Raw genomic sequence first — 23,850 nt, forward strand, 5'->3', positions numbered from 1 at the left:
GGGCGGGGGTGACGGCGCAACCGACGATGGTGAGCGGTTCGCCGCAGCGCGGGCAGCGCGGGCAGCGCCGAAGTGGCCGGCTCGGCTCCCGCACCTGCGCGATCGGCCGCAACCGATCACGTGAGACCCCCGTCATGGGCAGCGGCTGATCCCGGGCCGGGCCGTCGGTGACTGCCACAGGGCGAGGGCGATCAGCAGGACGAACGCCGTGAGCGCGGTCAACGTACGCAGGTTGTTGAAGAGTTCCCAGAGCCGCAGGGTTTCCGCGTGATCGGCCGGTGCCGAGGTGCGGGCCCATTCCTTGATCCGGCCGTTGATCGGCACGTTGCCGAACCGGGTGATCAGGAAGGACGAGAGGGTCAGCAGACCTGCCGCCCCCGCGATCAGCCGGGGGCGGCCCCGTGTCAGGGTCGCGAGGGCGAGGGAGCTCAGCGTCGACACGGCCATCGCCGCCTGCATGGTGATGCCGTTCATCTTCATCAGTTCGGCGTGGAACGACAGGCGCATGTCGAGCGGCACCGCGTTGAAGGTGGGGACGAGGTTGGCCGCGCCGTAGCCGAACGCGCCGGCGAGCAGGCCGGTGGCGAGCAGGGCGAGCCCCTGGAGAAGTCGTATGCGCATGTGCGATGGCTCCCATACGTGGACGTGAAGGTGGCGGCGAACGTGGAGGCGGACGTGGCGGCGGACGTGGGCAGGGGGCATGAACGGGGGGCATGAACGGGGGAGTCGGCGCCGAACGTCAGCTCTGTCCGTTCCCGGTCCACGGGCGGAGCTTCTCCGGGTTGCGGACCGCCCAGATGCGGGTGACGCGGTCGCCGGCGAGGCTGAACGCCGCCACGGTCACGGTGACCCCGGCGTGCTGGGCCACCAGGCCCGGCCCGCCGTTGACCGTCCGCTCCAGGAGCGTCAGCCCGGGCGCCTTCTCGGCGATGTGGATCAGGTACTCGGCGATGCGCTCGCTGCCCTCGACCGGGTGCAGGACGGTGCCGGCCAGGCCGCCGCCGTCGGAGGTCATCGTGGCGTCGGGGTCGAGGAGGCTGACGAGGGCCTCGATGTCCTTGGCCTCCCACGCCTCCTTGAAGTGCCGTACCACGACGGCCTGTCCGGCCGTCGCGGCCGCCGGAGCCCGTGCGGCGCGCACGCGCCGGCGGGCCGAGGACGCCAGCTGCCGGCAGGCCGCCGGAGTGCGGCCGACGATCCCGGCGATCTCGGCGAAGGGGTACCGGAAGACGTCGTGCAGGACGAACGCCACGCGTTCGGCGGGCGTCATCGACTCCAGTACGACGAGGAAGGCCATGCCCACCGACTCGTCCAGGGTGACGTGGTCGGCGGGATCGGCCTGCTCGCCCCTGCCGCCGCCACCGGCCCGCCCGCTGAACCATTCCGTACGGTCGGGCAGCGGCTCGGGGATCCACGAGCCGACGTAGCGCTCGCGCCGGACCCGCGCCGAGCCGAGCACGTCCAGGCAGATGCGGCCGGCCACCGTCGTGAGCCAGGCTCCGGGCGACTCGACGGCCTCCTGCTGCCGGCGCGACATGGCGTACCAGCGCGCGTACGTCTCCTGCACGGCGTCCTCGGCCTCGGCCAGCGAACCGAGCAGCCGGTAGCCGAGGTTGATCAGCCGGCGCCGCTCCTCGACGACCGCGCTCAGGTCCGGATCGGCCCCGTCGTGCCCTGCCCCGGATGTGCTGCTCATGGCTGCGACCGCCCCCTGGTTCCCCCTGGTTCCCCTGGCCCGCTCCGGCCCTCGGAACTTCGACGAAACACCGCACCGGATTGTGAGTCCCCCGGAGGGCCGACCGGCGCCCGCGCTCCGCCGCCCGCTCTCCGCCGCGCGCCCGCTCGCGCGTGCGAAGCTGCGGCTACGCTCGTCGGCATGCCGAACCGTCTTCCGTTCAACGAGGCGCTGCGCTCCACCGTGGGCACCCCCGAGCAGGCCAAGCTCCTGGACAGCAGTCCGCGGTCACGGGTGTGGCGGGTGCGGCTGGCCGACCAGCGGCTGGTGATCGTCAAGCAGATCACCGACGGCGGGGACACGGGCGCCGACGCGAACACGCGCTTCGCGCGGGAGCTCGCCGGGCTTCGCCTGGCGGGTCGGGCCGCCGGGCCCGCCGTGGCCCCCGCGGTCCTCGCCACGGACCCGTCCTCGCGGGTCATGGTCCTCGAGCACTTGGACGACCTCGGCAAGACGGCCGACTGGATGCCGGGGTACGCCGAGTCGCTCGCCCGGCTGCACGCCCTGACCGGACCCGCCGACGCGGGCGCGCTACCGGTCTCGTCGGGGCCCACGGCCACCGACGCGGAGTCCTTCCTCGCCCTGGTCGGGGCGCTCGACGTACCCGTACCGTCCACGGTTCCCGATGAACTCGGCGGTCTCCTGGAGCGGTTGGACCCCGCACCACACCATGCGCTGCTGCACGGCGACCCCTGCCCCGGCAATGATCTGCGCACCGCCGACGGCGTCCGATTCGTCGACTTCGAGCGGGCCTCGCTCGGCAACGGCCTGATCGAACTCGCCTACTTCCGCATCGGCTTCCCCACCTGCTGGTGTGCCATGTCGGTCACCGCGGCCCCCCTCACGGAGGTCGAGGACGTCTACCGGACCACCTGGCGCGGCCTCACCGGGAAGGACGTGCCGGGTGACCTCGCCGACGCGTGCGCGGGCTGGCTGATCCAGGGCGACGCGCTCGTCGAGCGGGCCCACCGCGGAACGGCCGACCAGCTCGCCCGGGTCCCCGCCGAGGACTTCAAGTGGGGCTACGTCTCCGCCCGCGAGCGGCTCGTCCACCGCCTGGGCGTGGTCGCCGACATGACCCGCGACCACGACCACCTGCACGCCGTCGGCCGCCTCAGCTCCGCCCTGGCCGACCGCCTGCTCGCACGCTGGACGAACCTCCGCCCGCTGCCCACCCCCGACGCCCGCCCTTGGTACTAGGGCTGGTACTAGGGCGCGCTCGGAAGGACATGCGGTGCGCGGCGTCCCCGGCGTGGCGGCCCGCTCCGTGCACGGCTCTGACCAGGTACTCAGGGCCGATCAGGATGAGTAGGCGTACTCAGGTGGCGGGACCCGGCAGCTTCGAGACTGGCAACAGAACGAACGAAGCGGAACGTGGAACGGGAACGGGGAACGTCATGGTGCGGCGCTGGTCGAAGGCTGAGATGTGGGTGCCCGGTGCGTACCTGGCACTGGTGGCCGCGCTGCTGGTCTACTTCGCGATCGGCCAGTGGAACGGGGACAGCGGGATGTTCGGGGTCTTCCCGATCCTGGCCACGGCGCCGGTCAGCCTCCTGCTGCTCTCGTTCCTCGTACCCGCGCCGGACGCCCCGGACTCGGACACGCCCTTCGACCCCCAGTACGAGGGCTCCGAGCCGCCCGCGAAGCTGCCCACGGACTTCCCCTCGGAGTCGGACCCGCTCCCCGCGGACTGGGTGGCCCCGGACACCTCCATGGCCGACGACCCCTCGATGTGGGTCGGACTCGGCTTCTGCGCCGTGATCCTGGTCAGCGCCCTGGCCAACGCCGCGGCGATCTGGTCCCTGCTCCGCTACGTGGCGCGGCGGCGTGCCAACATCTAGGTCATCTGGCGCCTGACCTGCGAAAACGTACTCCGGCAGCTGACCGGGCACGGGCGTCTACGCCCCGGACCGCACGGGGACGTTCCAGAGCCGGTCCCCGGGGGCGAGGGGCGCACCCCACTGCCATTTTGGCCGTAAGATCCGTTTTGCACATAATGTACCGCCTGTGGGGGTGCATCCTGCCCGGTGTCACACGTGACGCTGTTCGCCGCCCGTCCCAGCACCGCCGGGTGCGGGTGTACCAGCGACGAAAGCGTCACCGTGACAGCCACCTCGCCCCAACCCGCCATGCCCGTCATACCCGGCGCGTCCGCCGGCCGTGCCTTCTGGATGCGCGCGGCCGGGTGGGCGCCCCCGGTCGTCGGGCTCGGCCTCGGGCATGGGGGAACACGGACCCCTCCGCGTGGACCGATGAAATCGTCACCATCGATGTGGCGCGGCGGACTTGGCCGCAACTGATGGAGCTGATGGGGCACGTCGATGCGGTGCACGGCCTGCACTACGTGCTGATGTACCTGGTCGGGCAGGTGGCCGGGGTCAGCGAGTTCACGATGCGGCTGCCTTCCGCGGTGGCGGTGGCCGTCGCGGCAGCGGGCCTTTCGTGGCTGGGACGGCTGCTCGGCGGCCCCCACCTCGGACTCTGCGCGGGGCTGCTGCTCGCCGTACTGCCCACCGCGTCGCGGTACGCGCAGGAGGCCCGCTCCTTCGCTTTCGTCATGGCCGTGGCGGTACTGGCCACGGGTGCCCTGGTGAAGGCCCTGTCCAGTGACTCGCGGGTCCGTCGGCCGGCCGGCTATGCCGTGCTGATCGCCCTGCTCGGCTGGTTGAACGTGCTGGGACTGCTGCTGGTGGCCGCCCACGCGGCCACCATCGCCCTGCGGCGCCCCGGCCGCCGCAGCGTCGTACGCTTCCTGCTGGCCCAGGCCGCGGGCATCGCCGCCGTCGTCCCGTTGTTGATCCTCGCCTCCGCCCAGCGCTCCGCCGTCGGCGAAGCCGCGCCGGTCACCGCCGGGACCCCGTTCAACTACTTCACCTGGCTCCTCACCCCCGGCCAGGACACCCTCCCCTCCGCACTGAAGCTCCTGCTCACCTGCACCGCCCTCACGGCCCTGATCCTCCTCGTGGTCCGCCGGCGCAACGCCCCGCCCCTGGCCCTCGCCGTCGGCGTGCCCTGGCTGGTCGTGCCCCCGCTGCTCCTCGCGGCCGTCTCCCTCGGCCACCCCCTCTTCTCCTACCGCTACTTGCTGTTCTGCCTGCCGGCCCTGGCACTCCTGCTCGCGACGGCCTTCGCCGTCGCCCCCTCCCGCCTACGACTGCTGTTCGCGCTCCTCGCAGCGGTCCCCCTCGCCGCGTCCCACCTCGCCATCCGCCAGGAGGGCAGCCGCCCCTGGGACAGCCACGCCGTGATCAGCACCCTGCGCACGCACGACACCCCCGGCGACGCCGTCCTCTTCAGCGGAGGCCGGTGCGGGCTGATCGGCATCGCCTTCAAGGAGGCGTTCACGGGCCACCCCGACCTGGGCACGACTCGGACAGCCGCCGAACTCGGAGCCCTGAACCACCTCCCCGCCGACCCGGCCGTCCTGCAACGGCGACTGGCCCACACCTCCCGCGTCTGGCGCATCACCTGCAACCACCTCTCCGCCGACGCCCGCCAAGCCGCCATCCAGACCACTGCCGTCCAAGAACAGCTCCTCAAGCGCGCCGGCTTCGCCCCGGCCGACCACTACAGCGTCCGCGGCCTGGACATCACCCTCGAACAACGCCCCACCATCGGCCATCCCGCCCACTGACGCAGGCGTCGCAGAGGCGTGGCTCTCTCCCAGGCCGAGGCAGACCTGACGCCGGGGCGCCCGGCGGGACCCGGACCCGGAGCGGTCACCTCCGAGGAGTACGTAACGAAGCGCGTTGCCGAACCCAGAGTCGGCTTGCTCACGGAGGAGTTGCACCGCGGCTACTGCCGACTGCACCTGGTGCTGTTCCCGGGGGAGCTGGAACCTTGACCAGCTCACTCCGCCCCACATCCGTGAGTGGCGATCCCACCATCCGGCGGCGCCGAATACGCCGACCACGGTTGCCACGTCGCAGTCCTCGGAGAAGGCCGCGCCGAATCCACCAACACTCGGACCACGAGCGTCAGAGGGAGGTCACCGGTGGGCTGGATGGGATGGTGCGGGCCGCTCGGCGGAAGGTCGTTGACCAGGCCGGTCAGGCGTCAAGTGGGGCGCAAGTGGTGCGGGACTCCTGAATGGGTCTGGACAACGGAGAAGGCCCAGGTCGCTGACCTGGGCGAGAGGTGTGTCGCCAGGGTCCATCCATACCCGAATTGACCGCTGTTCACCGCTCCGAAGGGCATGCATGGGGCACGGTTGCAGAACGTCGCGGCCGGTGCTCCCTGTGGCGCGGCGACGGTGACACAACGGCCCCGGCACATTCACACGCCGGGGCCGCCCTTCCGGGCCGCGGCACGTGAGAGTGCAATGACCCATCTATCAGGCTATGCCTGTGGCGAACTTCCGGCATCAGGGACATGGGCGTGACGGCGATCGTGACAAGGGCAACGCCGAAGCGGGTTCGCCGAAGCCGGCGAGATCAGGCAGCGCCCCGTAGCGGACGCTTCCGCGATGACTGCGGACGAGGCAGCCTTGGCCGGTGTACCGGAAGGCGTAGAGCGGCAGGCCGGAGCCGTCGAAGCGCTCGGGTCCCGGCGCGTAGGAATACGGGGCGCCGTGCTTGGAGCTGGCCACGGCCACGGCCCTGATGTCGTGCGGTGCGGCCGCGTCGGCCTGGGCAGCGGTGACATTTGGCGTGATCGAGGTGCCAACTCCCGTGAGTGGGCCGCGATCATGCGGGGCGGGCTCTCTGCCGCTGGCATATTGCGCAGAAAGCTGCATCGGGGTGCGGCCGATTCGGGGGGATTTTCGATTATCCGGGTCGCCTCGAGACGGTATTCGGATTCCTGTTAATTTGAACCGGAAAATATGGCCGGCCGGGTGCGGAGAATGAGAATTATGGTCGTTCTTCGCTCGACGTGAATCACCGTGTACGACACGGAGCCAAGGCGGATCCGGCGGCCCCGGCCGTGGCAGTCTGTTCGCCAGTGCAAGGTTTTTTGGAGCGGAGGTACGCGTCCCGTGGGCGTCACTGTGAATCCCACCGTCAGCAGACGCCGACTGGGGTCGGAGCTGCGCCGGCTTCGGGAGATCAGCGGAATGACGACGCAGCAGGTGGCGGAACGCCTGCTGATCTCCCAGCCCAAGATCAGCCTGCTGGAGAACGGCCGCCGACTCATCAAGCCGCGCGACGTGCGCGATCTCTGCGGGCTGTACGGAGTCCAGGACCAGCGGCGCGTTGACCACCTGATGCAACTGGCCAAGGAATCGGGTCAGCAGGGCTGGTGGAACTCCTACGGCGATATCTCGTACGGCGCCTACATCGGCCTGGAGGCCGAGGCGGCCGCGATCCGTGTCTACGAGCCCATGGTGATCCCCGGCCTGCTGCAGACTCCCGCCTACGCCCAGGCGGTCATCGCAGGAACGATCCCTCACGCCACGGCCGAACAGGCCGCCACGCGTCTCCAGGTGCGGCTGCGGCGTCAGAGCCGGCTGGATGCCCTGCGCAACCCGCTGCGCTTATGGGCCGTACTGGACGAATCGGCGCTGCGGCGCGTCGTGGGCAGTCGTGAGGTCATGCGCGAACAGCTGGACCATTTGATCAACCTCAGCGCCCAGCCGCACATCACCCTGCAGGTCCTCCCTCACGATGTGGGTGCGCATCCGGGTGTCTCGGGACAGTTCGCGCTGCTCGAATTTGCCGACGCCACCGATGTGAGCGTGGTGTATCTGGAAAGGTTCACCAGCGACCTCTATCTGGAGAAACGATCCGACGTGCGGCTCTACAGCGATATGTATGCGCACTTGCAGGCCCAGGCGCTGGGCCCGGACCGTACGCGGCATTTCGTCGCCGCAGTCGTCACGACGTACGGCCATACGGAATTCCGGCCTGACCCCCGCCGGCCAGGGCAGGGAGTTCAGTGCGTGCAGGCACCCTGCCCCTCGATGTCCTGACGGCCAGTCCGTCCGTGAATCCGGCCGCCGGATGATTCCTCACCTCCAACTCCTCTCCCTGCGCGGGTTGTTCTGAGCCGCCGGACCTGGGTCCGGACCTGGGTCCCCCGAGGGTCACCGAGCCCCTGGACGACGAGTCCAGGGGCTCAGCCGCCGAACGGCTGACAGGGCGCCGCGTGCGCGTGACCGAGCGTCAGCCCAGGCCTCCGATGGCTCAGGGCGTGAGGTGGTCACGTCCGCGATGGGCTAGTCCTGTCGAGTCGCCGTACGTCGGACTCTCTTCATGGTGAAGAGGACCGAGACTCCGAGGAAGGCGAGGGCGGCTGCGGAGACGGGCAAGATGCCGAGCCCGCTGCTCGCGTGGTTCGCGGCGAGTACGGGCGATGCTCCCTCCGGCTGCTGGCGGGTAGCGGCGCTCACGTGGGCGAAGTTGACGCTCTTGGCCGTGTGGCCGGCACCCATGGGGCCCAGAACACCGTCGAGGTTGCCCGGCAGGAAGCCGGCCCCTGGAGGCTTGCCGTGGTTGCCGTGACCGTGACCGTGGCCGGGTCCGCCGTCGTCGGGCCCGTCGTGGCCGTGGCCGTGCTCGCCGTCGTCCTCGTCCTCGTCGTCGTGACCGTGGCCCGGTCCGCCCTCGTCGTGGTCGTGGTCGTGGTGCCCGTGGCCGTGCTCGCCGTGGTCACCCTTTCCACCCTTGTCGCCGCGCGGCCCCTTGGGCCCTGCAGGTCCGGCGGGTCCTGCGGGTCCCGCGGGTCCGGCGGGTCCGGCGGGCCCAGCGGGTCCTGCGGGTCCGGGTGCGCCGACGGGTCCGGAGCTGCCGACCGGGCCGGGCGAGCCGTCAGGGCCGGGAGCGCCGGTCGGACCGGGGCTGCCGGGGGAGCCGGGGGCACCGGGCGAGCCGTCAGGGCCGGGAGCGCCGGTCGGACCGGGGCTGCCGGGGGCACCGGGCGAGCCGTCAGGGCCGGGAGCGCCGGTCGGGCCGGGACTGCCGGGGGAGCCGGGGGCACCGGGCGAGCCGTCAGGGCCGGGACTGCCGGTCGGACCGGGGCTGCCGGTCGGGCCGGGACTGCCGATCGGGCCAGGGCTGCCGGTCGGGCCAGGGGCGCCGGGCGAGCCGGTCGGGCCGGGCGAGCCGTCAGGGCCGGGCGAGCCGGTCGGGCCGGGCGAGCCGTCAGGGCCGGGCGAGCCGGTCGGACCGGGCGAGCCGTCAGGGCCAGGAGCGCCGGTCGGTCCGGGCGAACCCGTGGGACCGGGCGAACCCGTGGGGCCGGGCGAACCCGTGGGGCCGGGCGAACCTGTCGGTCCGGGAGGCCCCGGCGGGCCAACGGCGCAAGCCGCCCTCGTAATGGTGTTGTTGTCCAGCGTGACCGCGCCGTTGCGCGCGAGGGCGCGGCCTTCGATCACGGCGCCGGTGTTCACCGAGATGGACTCCAGGGCCAGGATGTTGCCCTTGAACTGGGAGGTCGTGTCGATGGTGGCGGAGCTGCCCACCTGCCAGAACACGTTGCAGGCGTTCGCTCCGTTGATGAAGGCCACGACACTCGCCGGAGCCGTGATCAGGGTCGAGGGGATCCGGAAGATGAAGACGGAGGCGGGGTCGTTCTGGCCGTCGAGAGTGACCGTGCCGGTGATGCCCACGGTCGACGGGGCTGTGTAGACGCCGGGCGCCAGCGTGAGTCCGCCGATCTCGGCCGAAGCGAGCACGTTCCCTGGTCCCCGGCCTGCCGCGTCGTTGTAGGCGGTGACGAGGTCGTTCTTCGCCTGAAGGGCGGCGGCGTTGGGGGCGATGCGCTGCACTCCGTTGACGATGCCGGGCGGAAAGCCGGTCACCGATGTGCCCGGATAGAGTCCCAGGTCGCCGTTGATGATGGTGGGGGTGTTCGTGTTGGTGACCGTCGAACCGGCCAGAACCGCGTAGTTGGTGGCGGTCCCCAGCCCCACGGGAGCTTCCGCGGCGTGAGCGAAGCTCGGGACCAGGGTGGCCGCCGCAAAGAGCGCGGTGGGCAGCAGGAAGATGGCTCCCCGTTTGAGCACTCTGCGTTGAGGCGTTCGGTCGGGCGGATCCGACCGAATGGCATCCAATGCCATAGCAGGACCTTTCTGTTGCTTGGCGCCTCAGTCCTCCCGAAGGAGAACCACGGCCGCTCGTGACGATCACTGGCCAGGGCGGAGGGCCCCCTACCTGCGATCCCTCGCGAAGGCTCACCCTGAGCAGGGGCCGCCGAGCGGCTCCCTGCCAGAGGTAGTGATACGCCGTTACCCGGTAGTACTCACGCATATTTCAGAGCAATAGGCCGTATATCAGAAAAATAGGTCTGCATGGGTGACGGAATGTCAGGAAGGTGGAAACGTCTCGCACGCACATGCGAATCTGTCGCGCCGTCAAAGCGGACAGGGCGCGTCGGGCCGGGCCCGAACTGCTTGGACGGGATTGTGGGATCGGCGGCTTCGCATCCGGAAGCCCGTGACGCGGGCGCAGGTGGCGCTCCGTAGGGAGTCGCTGCGACCGGGCCATGGGGTCCCAGCCTTCTTGGTCACCGAGTCCGCGCAGCCAGAAGGCCTGGCCGGCCTCGGCCTCCACCAGAAGCTGTGCGGGTCGCCTGTCGTCAAGTGAGGCCCACCAAAAGGTGTGCTGGCGAGGGTGCGGCGGCGGTCGAGGCCGTGGATGTCCATGGCGGGGCCGCCGGGGCAGGCGAAGGCCGCCACCTCCGGTGTCGTATGCCGGTATCCGGTGGCGGCGGGTCGGCGGGTCGGCGGGTCGGCGGGTCGGCGGGTCGGCTCGGCCTGGACGCACCTACCGGAACCTGGTCCGTGCCCGTGCCTGTCATCCGTGGTCGGTCGTCATCCGCACTGTCAACTGCCCGTCATTACCCCTGAGGTAATCGTTCTCTCTGGCGCCCTCGAAGAAGCTTGGTCCATCGAAGCGATCAAGCGATCACGAACGGGGAACGACATGAACATGCGGCGGTACACGCGCACCGGAGTGTTCGCGGCGGCCACTCTCCTCGCAGGCCTCACCATCGGTGCCGCGCCGGCCACCGCCACCGCCGAGGGCGGCGAGTGCGCCGAGGTCCGCGAGAAGGTAGACCGGCTCGAAGGGCGGATCACCCCGAACGCCTGCGCATTCATGAAGCGGCAGATCGTCTTCGGCGAGGCCCCCAGCCTCCAGACCTACCTGGACATCTTCGACGAGGAGGCCAGCCTCTGGGAGGCCGGCGGCAAGCCCCAGCGCGGCCACGAAGTGATCGGCGCCTCGATCAGCAACTCACTCCGCCTTGTGCCGGACCTCCGCTACCGCGGCACGAACGTGGTCGCCGACGGCGCCGTGATGATGTTCGGCCAGCAGAACACGGTCACCCTCAAGGGCCACAAGGTCAGCTACCCGCAGATCGCCCGCAACGTCCTCGGCGATGACGGCAAGACCATCCAGGCCCGCCGCTACTACGACCGCTACGAGCTGTTCCAGGTCTTGCCCGAGTCTCAGCGGCCCCGCCCCCTCTTCGCCGGCATCGCCGACCCGGCCGGCCCCGGCCCGCGCGGAGCGGCCCCCGACCGGTTCCACGCCCAGGAAATCCCCGCCCGCCTCGCCGCCTGGAACAGCGGGGACGCTGCCGCGCTGGCCGCCCGTACCGGCAACGCCAAGCTGGCCGGGCCCGGCCTGGACCGGTCGCTGACCACCCGGGAGGGCAAGACCGCCTACCTGCAGCGACTGTTCGAGAACGCCGACGTCGAGTTCAAGGCGGGCCAGGTCGCCTTCGGCCGCACCACCACCTACATCGAGTGGCACGGCACGATGACCGACCCCAAGGGCACCGACCCCAAGGGCACCGACATCCCCTTCGGGATCGTCGAGCGCATCGGCCCGAAGGGCGAGTGGGAGCTCTACTTCGACACCCTGCCGGTGATCGCGGACGAGGACGAGATCCGCGGCCTGTTCAAGGCGCTCGCGAGCTAGGTGCGGTCGTGCACAGACCGCTCCCTGAGCTGGCCTCCGGCCCGCCGGAACAACTGCGGTTCAGTGTGAACGAAGGACGCCGGTGGTGGGTCATGACGAACACCGGGGAGTGCAACGGCGGCTCATCACCCTCGGCATGTTCACCGCTCTGAAGGCAGGGATGGGGCACGCCCCCGGGCGGTCGGCTGGAGTGTCACTCGGGTAGTCCTCGCCCCGACGGTGGTGTGCGCGCCGGGAGACTGCGCTGTCCAGGTCGTCGAGGCCAGGGTGTCCGGGGTGGAATTCCAGCAGGCCGCCGTCGGCGCGCCGGGAATCCAGGAGCGCCGGGGTGGCGGTGCGGCCGGCACGGTGCGGGGCAAGCGCCGACCCGGTTTCGGCGGCGCCGTAGGACGGCGGGAGGTGCCAGTCGGAGAGGCCCGGTCCGCCCGGTCGGTTCCGGCCGGCAGCGACTCGGCGAGCAATCTGGAGCGCCGTCAGGGCAGTTATGGCACGCGAATGGCACGCGGGCCGGGAGAGGTCCAGACAACGAAGAAGGCCCAGGTCGCTGACCTGGGCCTTCTTGCAAGAGCGGATGACGGGAATCGAACCCGCGCTATAAGCTTGGGAATCCATGCGCGGAACGTTCTCGTACGGCTCCTGACCTGCGAAAATCGGCCCTGCTGGGTTTCCATCGGGGCCTATCCGTGCTCCGGTCTTGACCGCTGTTGGCCGCCCCTAAGGGCACGGTTGGGGCACGTCCTTCACGGTGGCCCCCGTGAAGGGATCTGAGCCGCCGGACCGTCTGCGAGGTGCCATCGGCCGTACGCGGCTGCGCCCGGGATTGCTGCGGCAAGGAGTCGGGCCGGGTCCCCGGCCGTCAGGCCGCTGCCGTCAGTGGGGCGGCTCCGGCAGCCGGGGGGTTCTCGCCCATCTGCTGCTTCAGGCGGCGGGTGAACAGCGACATCGTGGCGCCCGCCACGACCAGCAGGCCGCCCTGCCAGAGGAAGTTCGCGCTCTGGCTCATCACCGAGTGTGCGAGGCGCGGCAGTTGGCCGCCGATGGCCTGGCCGCTCGCCATGGCGAGCAGCCACACGCCCATCATCTGGTTGGCGTAGGCCTTCGGTGCCAGCTTCGGCGTCACCGAGAGGCCGACCGGGCTCAGGCACATCTCGCCCGTGACCTGGATGACGTACACGCCCACCAGCCACATCAGCGATACCCGCACCCCGCCGGAGGCGATCGAGGAGGCCGCGGACATCACCACGAACGAGATGCCCGCCAGGATCAGCGCGACGGCGAACTTCAGCGGCGTGCTCATCCGCCGGCCCCTGCGCACCCAGAAGGAGGCGAAGAGCGGGGCGAGCAGGATCACGAACAGGTAGGGGAGCGACTGGGTCCAACTCGCCGGCATGCGCCAGCCGAAGAGGCTGAGGTCGGTCTTCTTGGCGGCGAACAGGTTCAGCTCGTTGCCTATCTGTACGTAGACCGCCCAGAACAGCGCCGCCGCGACGAACAGCCAGATGTACCCCTTGAACCGGATCCGCTCGGCGGCGGTGATCTTCGGGCTGCGGAGCATCGAGAAGATGTAGCCCGCCGGGACGGCCACGGCGAGCACCGTGAGCAGGAACGTGACGTTGTCGATGCTGCAGGCGTGCAGGAGGACCAGGGTCCCGAAGAGGATGCCCGCACCCGTGAGACCGTAGGCGACGCCGCGTACGAGTTTGCGGCGCTCGGCCGGCGTGAGTTGGTCGACGGGCTCGTCCCGCAGTGCGGGCACCTTGCGTCCGCCGATGACGTACTGGGCGAGGCCGAACGCCATGCCGACGGCGGCGGCGCCGAAGCCCAGGTGCCAGTTGACCTCCTCGCCGAGGTATCCCACGACCAGCGGCGCGATGACCGCGCCGACGTTGATGCCCATGTAGAAGAGCGCGTAGCCGGCGTCGCGGCGCTGGTCGTCCTCCCGTGCGTAGAGGCGGCCGACCATGGTGGAGATGTTCGCCTTGAGCAGGCCCGTGCCGATGGCGATCAGGGCCAGGCCCGGCCAGACGAAGGCGCGGCCGGGGACGGCCAGGGAAAGGTGCCCGGCCATGATGACGAGGCCGCCCCACAGGACCGCGCGACGGGCGCCGAGGAGCCGGTCTGCGATCCAGCCGCCGGGCAGGGCGAGCAGGGCGATCATCGCCAGGTAGACGCCCTCGACGGCCTCGGAGGTCCCCTCGGCGAGCCCCATGCCGCCGTGCGAAGCGGAGGCGGAGAGGAAGTGGACGAGGATCGCGACCGTGCCGCACAGGCTGAATCGCTCCCACATCTCGGTCATGGCAAGGGTCGCGAGGCCGCGGGGGTGACGGCGGCGGCCGGCATGCTGCGCATCTTTGGCTTGGCTCACCTCACCACTCAACACTATTGGAAACCGTTTTCGTTTAGCCTCAAGTCCTGACTTCGTGGGCCGGACGGCAGGGCTGGACGCCCCCGAGGCCGTGCTCCGGCGGGTGGTGCGCCACTCACGCGGGAGGCATGTGCGGCGCCGCGACGTCCGGGTGATGCGTAAATGCACAGGTATCATCCGAAACCGAACGAAGAAGCTGCCCGGCCGTACTCAACTGGCCGTACTCAACTGGCCGTACTGCTCAACCCACGTCGGCCGTCCGTCCGAGAGGTCGCCTTGCCCGGTATCGAGGACAGCCCCGGCTCCCCGCACTGGTTGCGCGCGCTGAAGGCGACCGCCCATACGGGCCTGCGGGCCGAGCGGAGGCGCCTCGAACCCGTCCGCGTCCTGCGTGACGCCGCCGGGCTGGCAGCCGTCATGGCCGTCAGCCTCGCTCTCTTCGACCAGGCCGTCGCGCTGAGCGCCGGACTCGGTACGTTCCTGGGCTCCATCGCCACCTATCAGCGCAGCTGGCGGCCCAGTCCCGTGCTGGCCCTGGCCTCCGGGATCTCGCTGGCCGCCGCCGTGTTCCTCGGCCATCTCGTCGGAGCCGAGTCACCGCTGTTCCCGCTGGTCCTGGCGGTGTGGACGTTCCTGGCCGGCCTGTCCTGGGCCGCAGGGCCCACGGTCGGCGGGATCGCCACGCCGACCGTCGCGGTCATGCTGGTCCCCGCCACCCTGGCCGGCTCGCTCGCCCACGCCACCGGCCAGGCCGCGATGACCGCGCTGGGCGGGATGGTCCCCGTCCTGCTGACCCTCCTGCTCCCGGTACGCCGCTGGGGCGCCCGCCGCGACGCGCTCGCCGACGCGCTGGCCTCCGAGGCCGACTACGCCCGACGGCTGCGCGAGGACCCCGTAGCCCTCAACGACCCGCAGCCGCTCATGACCGCCCGGCTCGCCGTCGCCGTCACCCCCCGGGAGGCACGCCGCGGGCCCGCCGAACTCCACGGCACCCTGGCCCTCGCCGAACGCCTCCGCCCGGTCCTCGCCGCACTGGCGGACCCGGCCCCGGGCGTACCCGGGCGGGGAGCCGCACGCGACCGGATCCGCGAACTCCTCGATGGAGCAGGCCTCGTACTGGACGCCGCCGCCCGTGCCGTCCGCCGGAGCGGCCCCGTCCGCGTCCCGCCCGCCGCGCGGACCGCCCTCACGAGCCCGGACACCGCCGACGATCCGCTCCCCGGAGCAGCCCGCCGCACCGCCGCCCGCCTCGTCGCCCTCCTCACCGACCTCGTCGAGACCACCGACAGCCGGCACACCGCCGGGGCGGAGGAACCGCTACTGCGCCCCGCCCTGCACCGCCGCGTCCCGGCCGCCCTGCGCCAGATGCGCGACCAGTTCCGGCGCCCCGCGTCACCGGTCCTCCGCCACGCGATCCGCCTCTGCACCGTCGTGACGCTCTGCTACGTCATCAGCGCCCAACTCCCGCTCGGCCACAACTACTGGGCCCCGCTGGCCTCCCTCATGGTGATGCGCCCGGAGTTCTCGCTCACCTACTCCCGCGCCATCGGACGCATCGGCGGCACGCTCGTCGGGGCCGCACTGGCCACCGGCATCGTGCAGCTCACCCATCCCGGCACCGCGGCCTGCGCGATCCTGACAGTCATCTGCGCCGGCCTCGTCTACCTGTTCATGTACTCCGGGTACGGCCTCGTACTCGCCTGCGCCTCCGGCTACGTCGTCTTCCTGCTCGCCATGGCCGGCGAGCCCTGGACCCAGACAGTCCCGGACCGCGTCCTGCTCACCGTGCTCGGCGGCGCGCTCGCCATGGCCGCCTACGCCCTCTACCCGGCCTGGGAGACCCCCGCACTGCACGCCCGCCTCGCGGACTGGCTCGACGCCGCCGGCCGGTACGCCGCCGCCGCGCTCGACCACCACGCCGACCCCCGACGCCCCCCTGCCGAGCTCACCCGGGCCCTGCTCGACGTCCGCACGGCCTGGGCCGCCTGGCGGGACGCCCTCGCCAAGGCCACCTTCGAACCGGTACGCCACCGCGGCCTGTCCGACGCGGCGGCCGACGAGGCCACCCACGCCCTGCGCCGCCTCGGCCGCACCGCCATGCTCATCGAAGCCCAGCTCCCCGAACACCCCGTACCGGCCGCCGCCCACCTCGCCGAAGCCCTCCGCCACACCACGCAACAGGGCCGCGCAGCACTCCTCGCGCACCGGGTCCCCCAGTGGCAGGACCTGGAACAGGCCCTCGCCGCCTGGGACACCGAGGAACCACCTGACCAGCCCGCCCGCCAGGGAGCCGGCCTCGCCCTCGACCACCTCAACGACCTGTCCCACGCCTTGGCCCAACCCCGTCGCCCGGCAAACGGCCCGGGCCTTCCCGGGAGTTGGGCCACCCGGACTCCGGGGCGAGGCCTGAAGGATTGAGACAACGAAGAAGGCCCAGGTCACTGACCTGGGCCTTCTTGCAAGAGCGGATGACGGGAATCGAACCCGCGCTATAGGCTTGGGAATCTATGGCGGGCGGGCTATCTGTAAGGCGCCTGACCTGCGAAAACAGCCCGCTGAGCGAGCTGCCGCGAGGGTCTGCGCGTGCCCGTATGGACCGCTGTTCACCGCTCCGCAGGGCACGGATGGGGCACGTGTCTGCCGGATTGGCGGGATGGGGCACTTCCCCCACTCGGTAGGCGAATCGCCAAGGGTTCGACACTTCGCGGCGGGGCCCACGTCACGCCCGCAATCGGGGAGTGCGGTGCTGCTGAGGGCCACGTGCCACAGAGGTAGATCGTGCGTCGCCGCGTCGGTGATTGCGCCTTGCCTCCCGAAACCGTGAGAGTTGACGCAAGGGGACCGGGGCGAGAGACTGGTTGCGTGTTCTCTCCTTGGTCCGTGAGAGGAGGCGCAAGGAGGTGGTCATGGAATTGCTGTCGGTGAAACAGGCTGCGGCCCTGCTCGGGGTGGACGACTCCCGTGTTCGTCAGTTGCTGCATGACGGAAAGCTCCAAGGGCAACGAGTCGGTGGTCGTTGGCTGGTCGCAGGGGACAGCGTCCGGGATCGCAAGGACCGTGGCCCTCGTTCGCGGAGACCGCTGTCGGCCCGCAATGCCTGGGGCGTTCTGGCGGTGCTGGACGGCCATCAGCCGGTGAGTCTGTCCGATGCCGAGAAGTCCCGGGTGCGGATGCGGTTGCGGAATCTCCTTGCCCACGGGCAACTGGCTCCGGACCTGCTCCAGGAGCTTCTTGCCGCCCGCGCCGAGGTTCGCTCGTACCGCGTTCATTCAGGCGTACTGCCGGTTCTGCTCGCCGCTCAGGATGTGGTGAGGGGGGGAGCGAGCGCCGCGGCGCAGGCGGGGGCGGACTACGTCGCTCTCGGGCGTGCGGAGATCTACGTACATCCCGACAGGCTTGACAAGCTGGAAGCCGAGTTCGGCATGGTCCGTGACGAAGAGCGGGGCAATGTCTCGGTCCGAATCCCCCCGGCGGAGATGTGGCCGTTCCTGACCTCAAGGTCTGAAACGCCCGGGCAGGGCCGTGACGTCCCCGCCTCAGTGGTGGCGGCCGACTTGCTGGACCGCCATGAGGGCCGAGCCGACGCTGCCGCAGCCGGGTTGCTTGAGTCTCTGCTGGCTCGCTACGCGCAGCCTCGGAAGGTGTGATCATGGCGGCTGATCTGCCCGACGTACGACTGGAGTCGGACCTGTTCACCAGCCCGCTGGTGGAGTTGTGGGGCGTGCTGTTCGACCTTGCGGAGCAGGTGCCGGACGCCTGGTCGCTGATCGGTGGGCAGATGGTGCTCCTGCACGGCCTGGAGCACGGTCGGACCCCACCGGCGGCGAGCGCCGACCTGGATGTCCTGGCTGACGTGCAGTCGGACCAGCAGAGCTTGCGCCGTTTGGTTGCGGCGCTGGAACGGCTCGGATTCTCCCCCGCCGGCATGTCGCCGCAGGGCAATCTGTTGCACCGCTATCAGCGCGGTGTGGAGCCACAGCGGTTGGTGGTGGATCTGCTGGCGCCTGACAACCTCGGCCCCCGTGCAGACCTCACAACGACGCCGCCCGGTCGCACGCTGGAGGTGCCAGGGGGCCGTCAGGCTGCGCGGAGAACCGAGGCTGTGAGTGTGCAACTGGGGCCGCGGACCGGCCGGATCCGTCGCCCCAGCCTGTTGGGGGCGATCGTGGCGAAGGCTGCAGCGGTGAGCATCAAGACCGCTTCACCGGAGCGGCACTACCGCGATCTGGCGTTCTTGCTCTCGTTGCCCGCCAATCCGCTGCAACTCAGAGATCAACTCGACAAGGGCGACCGTAAGAAGCTCGCGTTCGCGAAGGCCTTGAGCGAGCCGCAGCATGCAGCTTGGCGTCAACTGGCCGACGAGGGCGCCCGGGCGGACGGCCAGGCCATGTACGCGTTCTTGTCTCCGCCTGCGACGACGTGAGAACAGCCGAAGGCCCGCGACCTCGTCGCCGTCAAGGTGGTGCACAAGTGGTGCGGGACTCCTGAATAGGTCTAGGCAACACAAAAGCCCCAGGTCACTGACCTGGGGCTTTGTCATGGAGCGGATGACGGGAATCGAACCCGCGCTATAAGCTTGGGAATCTATGGCGCGCGGCTGGCTCACATGGTCTCTGACCTGCGATTTCCTATCCTGAAGGGTCCCGCCGGGGGAGCCTCTGGCAACCGGCTTTGACCGCTGCTGACCGCCCCTAAGGGCACGACTGGGGCACGGCCCTGACCGTACGGCCATAGCGTCGTCTCACCTGAGCCGAAAACCGCCAAGGAACAGCCCCGACCAGCGGACCGGCTTTCGAGTTGCGTCCGCAAGCGGTCGGACAACCGGCGGATAAATAGTCCAGGCAAGATCGTGCCGGGCCATCCCGCTCGGTCCGCCGAGGTCCGGCAACGCCTGGTCAGAGAGCTGCACCATGCCGCACAAGTGCGGCCGCCTCGATTCGGCCGGATCCCGCCGCGTCAGTGCGCCGTCACTCGGATGCCTCGCATGTAGTACCCCGCATCGGGGCGGTCAGAGCCTTGACTGGGCTGGACGAAGAGCTTGGGAGGCTTGATGACGATTGTCTGGATGCGTGGCCTGACCGGTGTGGTCGTGGCGACGCTGGCATTTGGTGCGGCGGGATGCTCGGGTGAGAACAGCGATCCGGGCAGTGCGGCGTCGAAGGCGGCATCGGCTGTGGCGTCCGCCGGGGGTGTGGTCTCCTCCGCCGCGTCCGAGGCTTCGGACGCGGCGGCGTCCGCCGCCGCCGTGGCGAAGGACAAGCTCGGGCAGATCAAAGACGGTGTGGACGCGAAGGAGGAGGTGACTTTGGGTGCGCCCTCGACGGACGGGGAGGGTTACGCCACGGTCCCCGTCTCCGTGCAGAACACGGACGGTTCGACGAAGTCGTTCGCAGTGCAGGTGAACATGAAGGACGAGAGCGGAAACCTGCTCGACACGGTCGTGGTGACGGTCTCGGATGTGCCCGGGAACGGCGTGGCGCAGGCGTCCGCGCGCAGTACACACAAGCTGTCCGGCACGGTCGTGGCGGAGACGGGTACGGCGCTTCGCTACTGAGGCGGGGCACGAGCACCCGGACCGCACGGGGCGGTCCGGGTGCTCGCCGTGGTCACGGCGTGACGACGGGGAAGGACCTGTCCGGTTCCGTGAGGTGGGAGAAGAGCCGCTCCAGGACTGCCGGGTCTCCTGTCGTCCCGCCCCCGGCGAGACCCCTGCCTGCGAGGATGCCGAGGAGCTCGGGCTTGGTGAGGGTCAGGGTGAGGGCCGCGGGGCTCTTGGGGGAATCACCGAGCGGGGCGCTGCGGTGGGTCAGGGCGCCGTTGTGGAGGGTGAGGCGGTGGCGGTTGCCCTCGTCGGTGAGGGCGAGGTCGATGGTGAGGTCCTCCTCCCAGGCGCTCGGGCCGTAGATGCGGACGGCGAGGGAGTCCAGGAGCATGTCGGTGGTGAGCGCGACCGCCATTTCGGGGTTCGACATGTCCAGCAGGATGGGGCTCTCGCCCTGGCGCAGTTCGAGTGCGGCGGTGAGGTAGAAGTTGCGCCAGGTACCGTTCTCGGCACCCTGACCGAGCGTGTCGTAGACCCCGGCCAGCAGGTCCTTCGCGTCGCTGTTGGTGGCGTCAGCGAAGACGATGTGGTTGAGGAGGGTGGCCGCGAAGCGCAGGTCCCCGGCTTCCACGTAGGCACGGGCCTTTGCCAGTGCCTGTTCCGGGCCGCCCGCGATGTCGACGTAGCGCTTGGCGAGTTCGACGGGCGGGTGTTCCCAGAGGTGGGCGGCGTTGCCGTCGAACCAGCCGAGGTAGCGCTGGTAGATGGCCTTGACGTTGTGGGAGAGGGACCCGTAATACCCGCGCGCGTGCCAGGCGTTCTCGAGGGCCGGTGGGAGCTTCATCTCTTCTGCGATTTCCGGTCCGGTGAGGCCGGAGTTGAGCATGCGCAGGGTCTGGTCGTGCAGGTAGGCGTACAGGTCGCGCTGGGCGGTGAGGAATGCCTCGACGTTCGCCTGGCCCCAGGTGGGCCAGTGGTGCGAGGCGAAGGCGACGTCGTAGCGGCCCTCGAAGTAGTCCATCGCCTCGTCCAGGTAGCGGGCCCAGATCCGGGCGTCGCGGACCACAGCGCCCCGCAGCGTCAGGATGTTGTGCATGTTGTGGGTGGCGTTCTCTGCCAGGCACAGGGCGCGCAGGTCGGGGAAGAGGAAGTTCATTTCCGCCGGTGCTTCGGTACCGGGGGTGAGTTGGAAGACGATCCGGACGCCGTCGACCGATTCTTCCTGGCCAGTCCGGGTGATGTCGCGTGTGGGCGGGATGAGGGTCATGGTGCCGGTGGAGGTGGTCATGCCCAGGCCGGCGCTGATCTGGCCGTCGGGCGCCTTGGGCAGGCGGTCGCCGTACATGAAGACGGCGCGGCGGGTCATGGCGTTGCCGGCGTAGACGTTCTCGCTGACCGCGTGTTCGAGGAAGCCGGCGGGGGCGAGGATGGGGACCCCTTCTTCGAGTCCGGCCGGAAGGACGCCGCGGCTGCCACCGAAGTGGTCGCCGTGGGAGTGCGTGTAGATGAGGCCGGTGACGGGGCGGTCGCCGCGGTGTTCACGGTAGAGGGCGAGGGCCGCGGCGGCTGTTTCGGCGGAGATCAGGGGATCGATGACGATGACGCCACGTTCACCCTCGACGATCGTCATGTTGGAGAGGTCGAGTCCCCGGACCTGGTAGACGCGTTCGGTGACCCGGTAGAGGCCTTGCTTCGCACAGAGCTGGGCCTGACGCCAAAGACTGGGGTTCGCCGTGTCGGGGCAGTCGCCCTTGAGGAAGGCGTAAGCGTCGTTGTCGTAGACGACACGGCCGTCGGCCGCGGTGACAACGGCTGGGGTCAGGGAGGCGATGAAGCCCCGGTCTGCGTTGTCGAAGTCCGTCATGTCCTCGAAGGGCAGGGTGCTCATGCGTCGTTTCCGTTCTTCGGGAGGTCTCCGGTTGGCGCTGTCGGCTTTGAGCTCGAAATGATCGGCGCGATGGATCTTTTCTCCACAAAACTGACATGCCGCGAATGTGTTCGCACGTGCTCAGGCGGCTTTGCGGTCACGGTGGCCGCGGAACCGGACGCCTTCTCGGGTGCTACGGACCGGGCGGACCGGTCCCCCGTTGTTGCGGTCCGCCGGCAGCCGTGACGGCGTCGTCCACGGTGCGGTGGATGCGCCCGGGTCCCAGATGGTCGTGGAGGGGATGCCGGGAGAACTCCTGGGCGGCGCGGGCACGCAGGTGCGCCACGTGCAGGCCGGCGCCTTGCCGTTCCAGTTCCTCGCGCAGTTCGTCGAGGGTGTCCAGGACGGGGATGCCGAGCTGGAAGCTGCCCGACAGGTCCAGTACGACGGCGCGAGGAGCGGGGTCCGCCTCCCCCAGCTGGTCCCTGACGGCGAGGCGGACGCGGTTGACGTTGCCGAAGAAGAGGCTGCCGTCCGGGCGGACGACGAGCACTCCGGGAACGGTCGTCGCGTCGGGGTGTTCGGCGGTGTCCACGTACAGCGTGCTTCCGGGCAGCGTGCCGAGGACCGCGAGGTTGCGGCGGCTGGCGGCGGCGATGAACAGGATCAGTGAGAGTGCGACTGCCAGGAGGAGGCCGGGGAGGAGGTCGAAGAGGAGGACTCCGAGGAGGGCTGTGAGGGCAACCCAGAGGCTGGGCCGGTCCAGGCGTGCGTAGCGTCGCAGTTCCGAGGTCTTCAGGAATCCTCGGACCGCGACGATGACGATGGCGCCCAGTACGGGTTCGGGCAGGTCGGTGAAGAGCGGGGTGAGGAAGGCGCCGGTCAGTAGGATCAGGGCGGCCGCGATGACCGACACCATGGGCGTGCGGCCGCCGGCCCCCGCAGCCGCGGCGCTGCGCGAGGCGCTGCCCGAGACGACGAAGCCGCGTACGAAGCCGACGGCGATGTTGCTGAGGCCCACGGCGGCCATTTCGCGGTTGGCATCGACTTCCTGACCGTGCTCACGGGCGAAGCGGTTGGCGATGCTGAAGGCTTCGGCGAAGACCACCAGGGCGACGCCGAGTGCCCCGCCGGCCAGGGCGATCCAGTCCTCGGCCGGAACTCCGGGCAGGTGCGGCACGGGAACGGCCGCGGGGATCTTCCCGACCGTCTCCACCCCGTGGTCGTCCAGCCGCAGCAGGGACGACGCTGCCAGCCCCAGGATCAGTACGATCAAGGCGGCCGGCAGCCGGGGCAACCAGCGCTCCAGCAGGAACAGCAGCACCAGGGCCACGATCGCGACCGCCAGGGTTGTCAGTGACCATTTCGGGGCCTGGCGCAGAACGGTCCACAGGCGTTCGAAGAAGTTCCCGTCCCCGCTGGAGACGCCCGTGAGCTTCGCGGCCTGGCGCACGACGATCGTCAGGGCCATCCCGAACAGGAAGCCCACCAGGGCCGGCTCGGCGAGGAAATTGGTGATGAAGCCCAGTCTGGCGAGCCCCGCGACCAGCAGCACGGCGCCGACGATGACCGCGAGCGCGGCAGACAGGCCGACGGCGTCAGCCGGATCGGCGCTGATCTCGGCGACCGTCGCCGCGGACAGGACCGCGGCCGCCGAGGTCGCCCCGACGACGAGGAAATTGGACCGCCCCACGAGGGCATAGACGAGCAGGGCGACAGGGGCGGCGTAGAAGGCGTTCTGCGGCGGCACTCCCGCGATCTGGGCATACGCCACGCACTCGGGGACGATCAGCGCCCACGCCGTCAGCGCCCCCAGGGTGTCGCCTCGCAGCCACTTCTTGCGGTAGCCCGGCAGCCAGGAGGCGACCGGCCGCGCCGCGGGGGTCGGCGTGCCCTTCATCTGTCGACCAGCTCCTGTCGTCTCGGGATCCCCGGGGCGAGGCCGGCCCGGCGCAGGAAGCGGTCGGCGGGCTCAAGTCGCGCTGTGATCAGGGCAGCGAGGAGTAGGGGGACCACGGCTGAGCGCAACAGTGCGGCGACTACGACGGTGGCGGCCACGAGCCCGGCGACGAGCGGCAGCACAGCGCTCCACCGGGCCACCGCTCGCAGCACGGGTGGAGGACCGGCAGGGGAGTTGGGGATGGGAGGGGGGTGTTCCCTGGTGGGTACGTCCACCTGTCTGCTCCTCCTTGGTCGGGCCGCGAAGTCGTCCCGCAGCCCTCTTCCCGCCCCGGCGATGGCGCCCGACCGCTCATCCAGTAGAACCCGATTCACACGAATATGCCCGGTTTGGTGGTTTTGGCGTCACGATCGAGGCTGCGTCGCCTCGGCGCGCCCTGTGAGCTACGCCCGACGGTGGGCACTCACCCCGGGGTGGGCCCAATGCGTGACAGCCAGCCCCACGGAATCAGGAACTGCCGCACTGGGGGAAAATTCACCCGAACGGCCGCGCCTCGGTATCACCTCCCCCACCCACCC

16 protein-coding genes and 1 pseudogene are annotated in these 23,850 nt (G+C 70.3%); 9 read left to right on the forward strand and 8 right to left on the reverse strand.

Translation table 11 applies throughout. The features are described 5' to 3' along the window. Positions 1-132: 132 nt before the first annotated feature. Entirely contained in the window at positions 133-621 is a 489-nt protein-coding gene (locus tag DRB96_RS00005; protein WP_112446169.1) for a DUF1772 domain-containing protein, read from the reverse strand. A gap of 118 nt (positions 622-739) precedes the next feature. Beyond that, positions 740-1,696: an RNA polymerase sigma factor SigJ gene (gene sigJ / locus DRB96_RS00015; protein ID WP_112446170.1), complete on the reverse strand. Its 957-nt coding sequence runs from the start codon at positions 1,694-1,696 to the stop codon at positions 740-742. A gap of 180 nt (positions 1,697-1,876) precedes the next feature. On the opposite strand from sigJ, the gene DRB96_RS00020 reads away from it, so the two are divergent. The 4 genes from DRB96_RS00020 to DRB96_RS00035 all read left to right on the forward strand — a co-directional run bounded on the left by DRB96_RS00020 (position 1,877) and on the right by DRB96_RS00035 (position 7,643). After that, positions 1,877-2,935: a phosphotransferase gene (locus DRB96_RS00020; RefSeq protein ID WP_112446171.1), complete on the forward strand. Its 1,059-nt coding sequence runs from the start codon at positions 1,877-1,879 to the stop codon at positions 2,933-2,935. Positions 2,936-3,132: 197 nt separating this feature from the next. Continuing rightward, positions 3,133-3,576: a hypothetical protein gene (locus tag DRB96_RS00025; protein ID WP_112446172.1), complete on the forward strand. Its 444-nt coding sequence runs from the start codon at positions 3,133-3,135 to the stop codon at positions 3,574-3,576. 467 nt (positions 3,577-4,043) lie between these two features. Next, complete coding sequence (locus DRB96_RS00030) at positions 4,044-5,369, forward strand: hypothetical protein (protein WP_239515976.1); 1,326 nt, start codon at positions 4,044-4,046, stop codon at positions 5,367-5,369. A 1,341-nt stretch (positions 5,370-6,710) separates the two neighbouring features. Then, positions 6,711-7,643, forward strand: coding sequence for a helix-turn-helix transcriptional regulator (locus DRB96_RS00035; protein WP_112446173.1), 933 nt, complete (start codon positions 6,711-6,713; stop codon positions 7,641-7,643). 246 nt (positions 7,644-7,889) lie between these two features. Here DRB96_RS00035 and DRB96_RS00040 read toward each other — a convergent pair whose 3' ends face one another. After that, entirely contained in the window at positions 7,890-9,584 is a 1,695-nt protein-coding gene (locus DRB96_RS00040) for an ice-binding family protein (protein WP_239517696.1), read from the reverse strand. 1,012 nt (positions 9,585-10,596) lie between these two features. On the opposite strand from DRB96_RS00040, the gene DRB96_RS00045 reads away from it, so the two are divergent. Further along, positions 10,597-11,598: a hypothetical protein gene (locus DRB96_RS00045; protein WP_112446175.1), complete on the forward strand. Its 1,002-nt coding sequence runs from the start codon at positions 10,597-10,599 to the stop codon at positions 11,596-11,598. Between the two features lie 58 nt (positions 11,599-11,656). Here the strand turns inward: DRB96_RS00045 and DRB96_RS44105 are convergent. Then, positions 11,657-11,728, reverse strand: a pseudogene (locus DRB96_RS44105) (deaminase); the annotation flags it as partial. A gap of 726 nt (positions 11,729-12,454) precedes the next feature. Then, positions 12,455-14,140: a peptide MFS transporter gene (locus tag DRB96_RS00055; protein ID WP_112446176.1), complete on the reverse strand. Its 1,686-nt coding sequence runs from the start codon at positions 14,138-14,140 to the stop codon at positions 12,455-12,457. A 99-nt stretch (positions 14,141-14,239) separates the two neighbouring features. Between DRB96_RS00055 and DRB96_RS00060 the strand changes: the two genes are divergently transcribed. The 4 genes from DRB96_RS00060 (at position 14,240) to DRB96_RS00075 (ending at position 19,517) form a co-directional block, all read left to right on the forward strand. Beyond that, the gene (locus DRB96_RS00060) at positions 14,240-16,381 is read left to right on the forward strand and encodes an FUSC family protein (RefSeq protein ID WP_239515978.1); all 2,142 of its coding nucleotides are present in this window, start codon (positions 14,240-14,242) and stop codon (positions 16,379-16,381) included. Between the two features lie 488 nt (positions 16,382-16,869). Further along, positions 16,870-17,610 carry a helix-turn-helix domain-containing protein gene (locus DRB96_RS00065; RefSeq protein ID WP_162688442.1) on the forward strand — a complete coding sequence of 247 codons (741 nt, stop codon included), beginning with the start codon at positions 16,870-16,872 and terminating at the stop codon, positions 17,608-17,610. A 2-nt stretch (positions 17,611-17,612) separates the two neighbouring features. Continuing rightward, positions 17,613-18,386, forward strand: a complete 774-nt coding sequence (locus DRB96_RS00070) for a hypothetical protein (protein WP_112446179.1) — start codon at positions 17,613-17,615, stop codon at positions 18,384-18,386. 627 nt (positions 18,387-19,013) lie between these two features. Next, positions 19,014-19,517: a hypothetical protein gene (locus DRB96_RS00075; RefSeq protein WP_239515979.1), complete on the forward strand. Its 504-nt coding sequence runs from the start codon at positions 19,014-19,016 to the stop codon at positions 19,515-19,517. Between the two features lie 52 nt (positions 19,518-19,569). On the opposite strand, the gene DRB96_RS00080 is transcribed toward DRB96_RS00075, so the two are convergent. The 3 genes from DRB96_RS00080 to DRB96_RS00090 form a co-directional block, all read right to left on the reverse strand. Beyond that, entirely contained in the window at positions 19,570-21,393 is a 1,824-nt protein-coding gene (locus tag DRB96_RS00080) for an alkyl sulfatase dimerization domain-containing protein (RefSeq protein WP_112446180.1), read from the reverse strand. A 172-nt stretch (positions 21,394-21,565) separates the two neighbouring features. Continuing rightward, the gene (locus DRB96_RS00085) at positions 21,566-23,272 is read right to left on the reverse strand and encodes a SulP family inorganic anion transporter (protein WP_112446181.1); all 1,707 of its coding nucleotides are present in this window, start codon (positions 23,270-23,272) and stop codon (positions 21,566-21,568) included. Further along, a complete protein-coding gene (locus DRB96_RS00090; RefSeq protein WP_162688443.1) occupies positions 23,269-23,484 on the reverse strand; it encodes a hypothetical protein in 216 nt (71 codons plus the stop codon). Before DRB96_RS00090 ends, DRB96_RS00085 begins: the two co-directional genes overlap by 4 nt. Positions 23,485-23,850: the final 366 nt, after the last annotated feature.

Origin of the sequence: Streptomyces sp. ICC1, assembly GCF_003287935.1 — a bacterium.
GTDB classification, from domain to species: Bacteria; Actinomycetota; Actinomycetes; order Streptomycetales; family Streptomycetaceae; genus Streptomyces; species Streptomyces tritrimontium.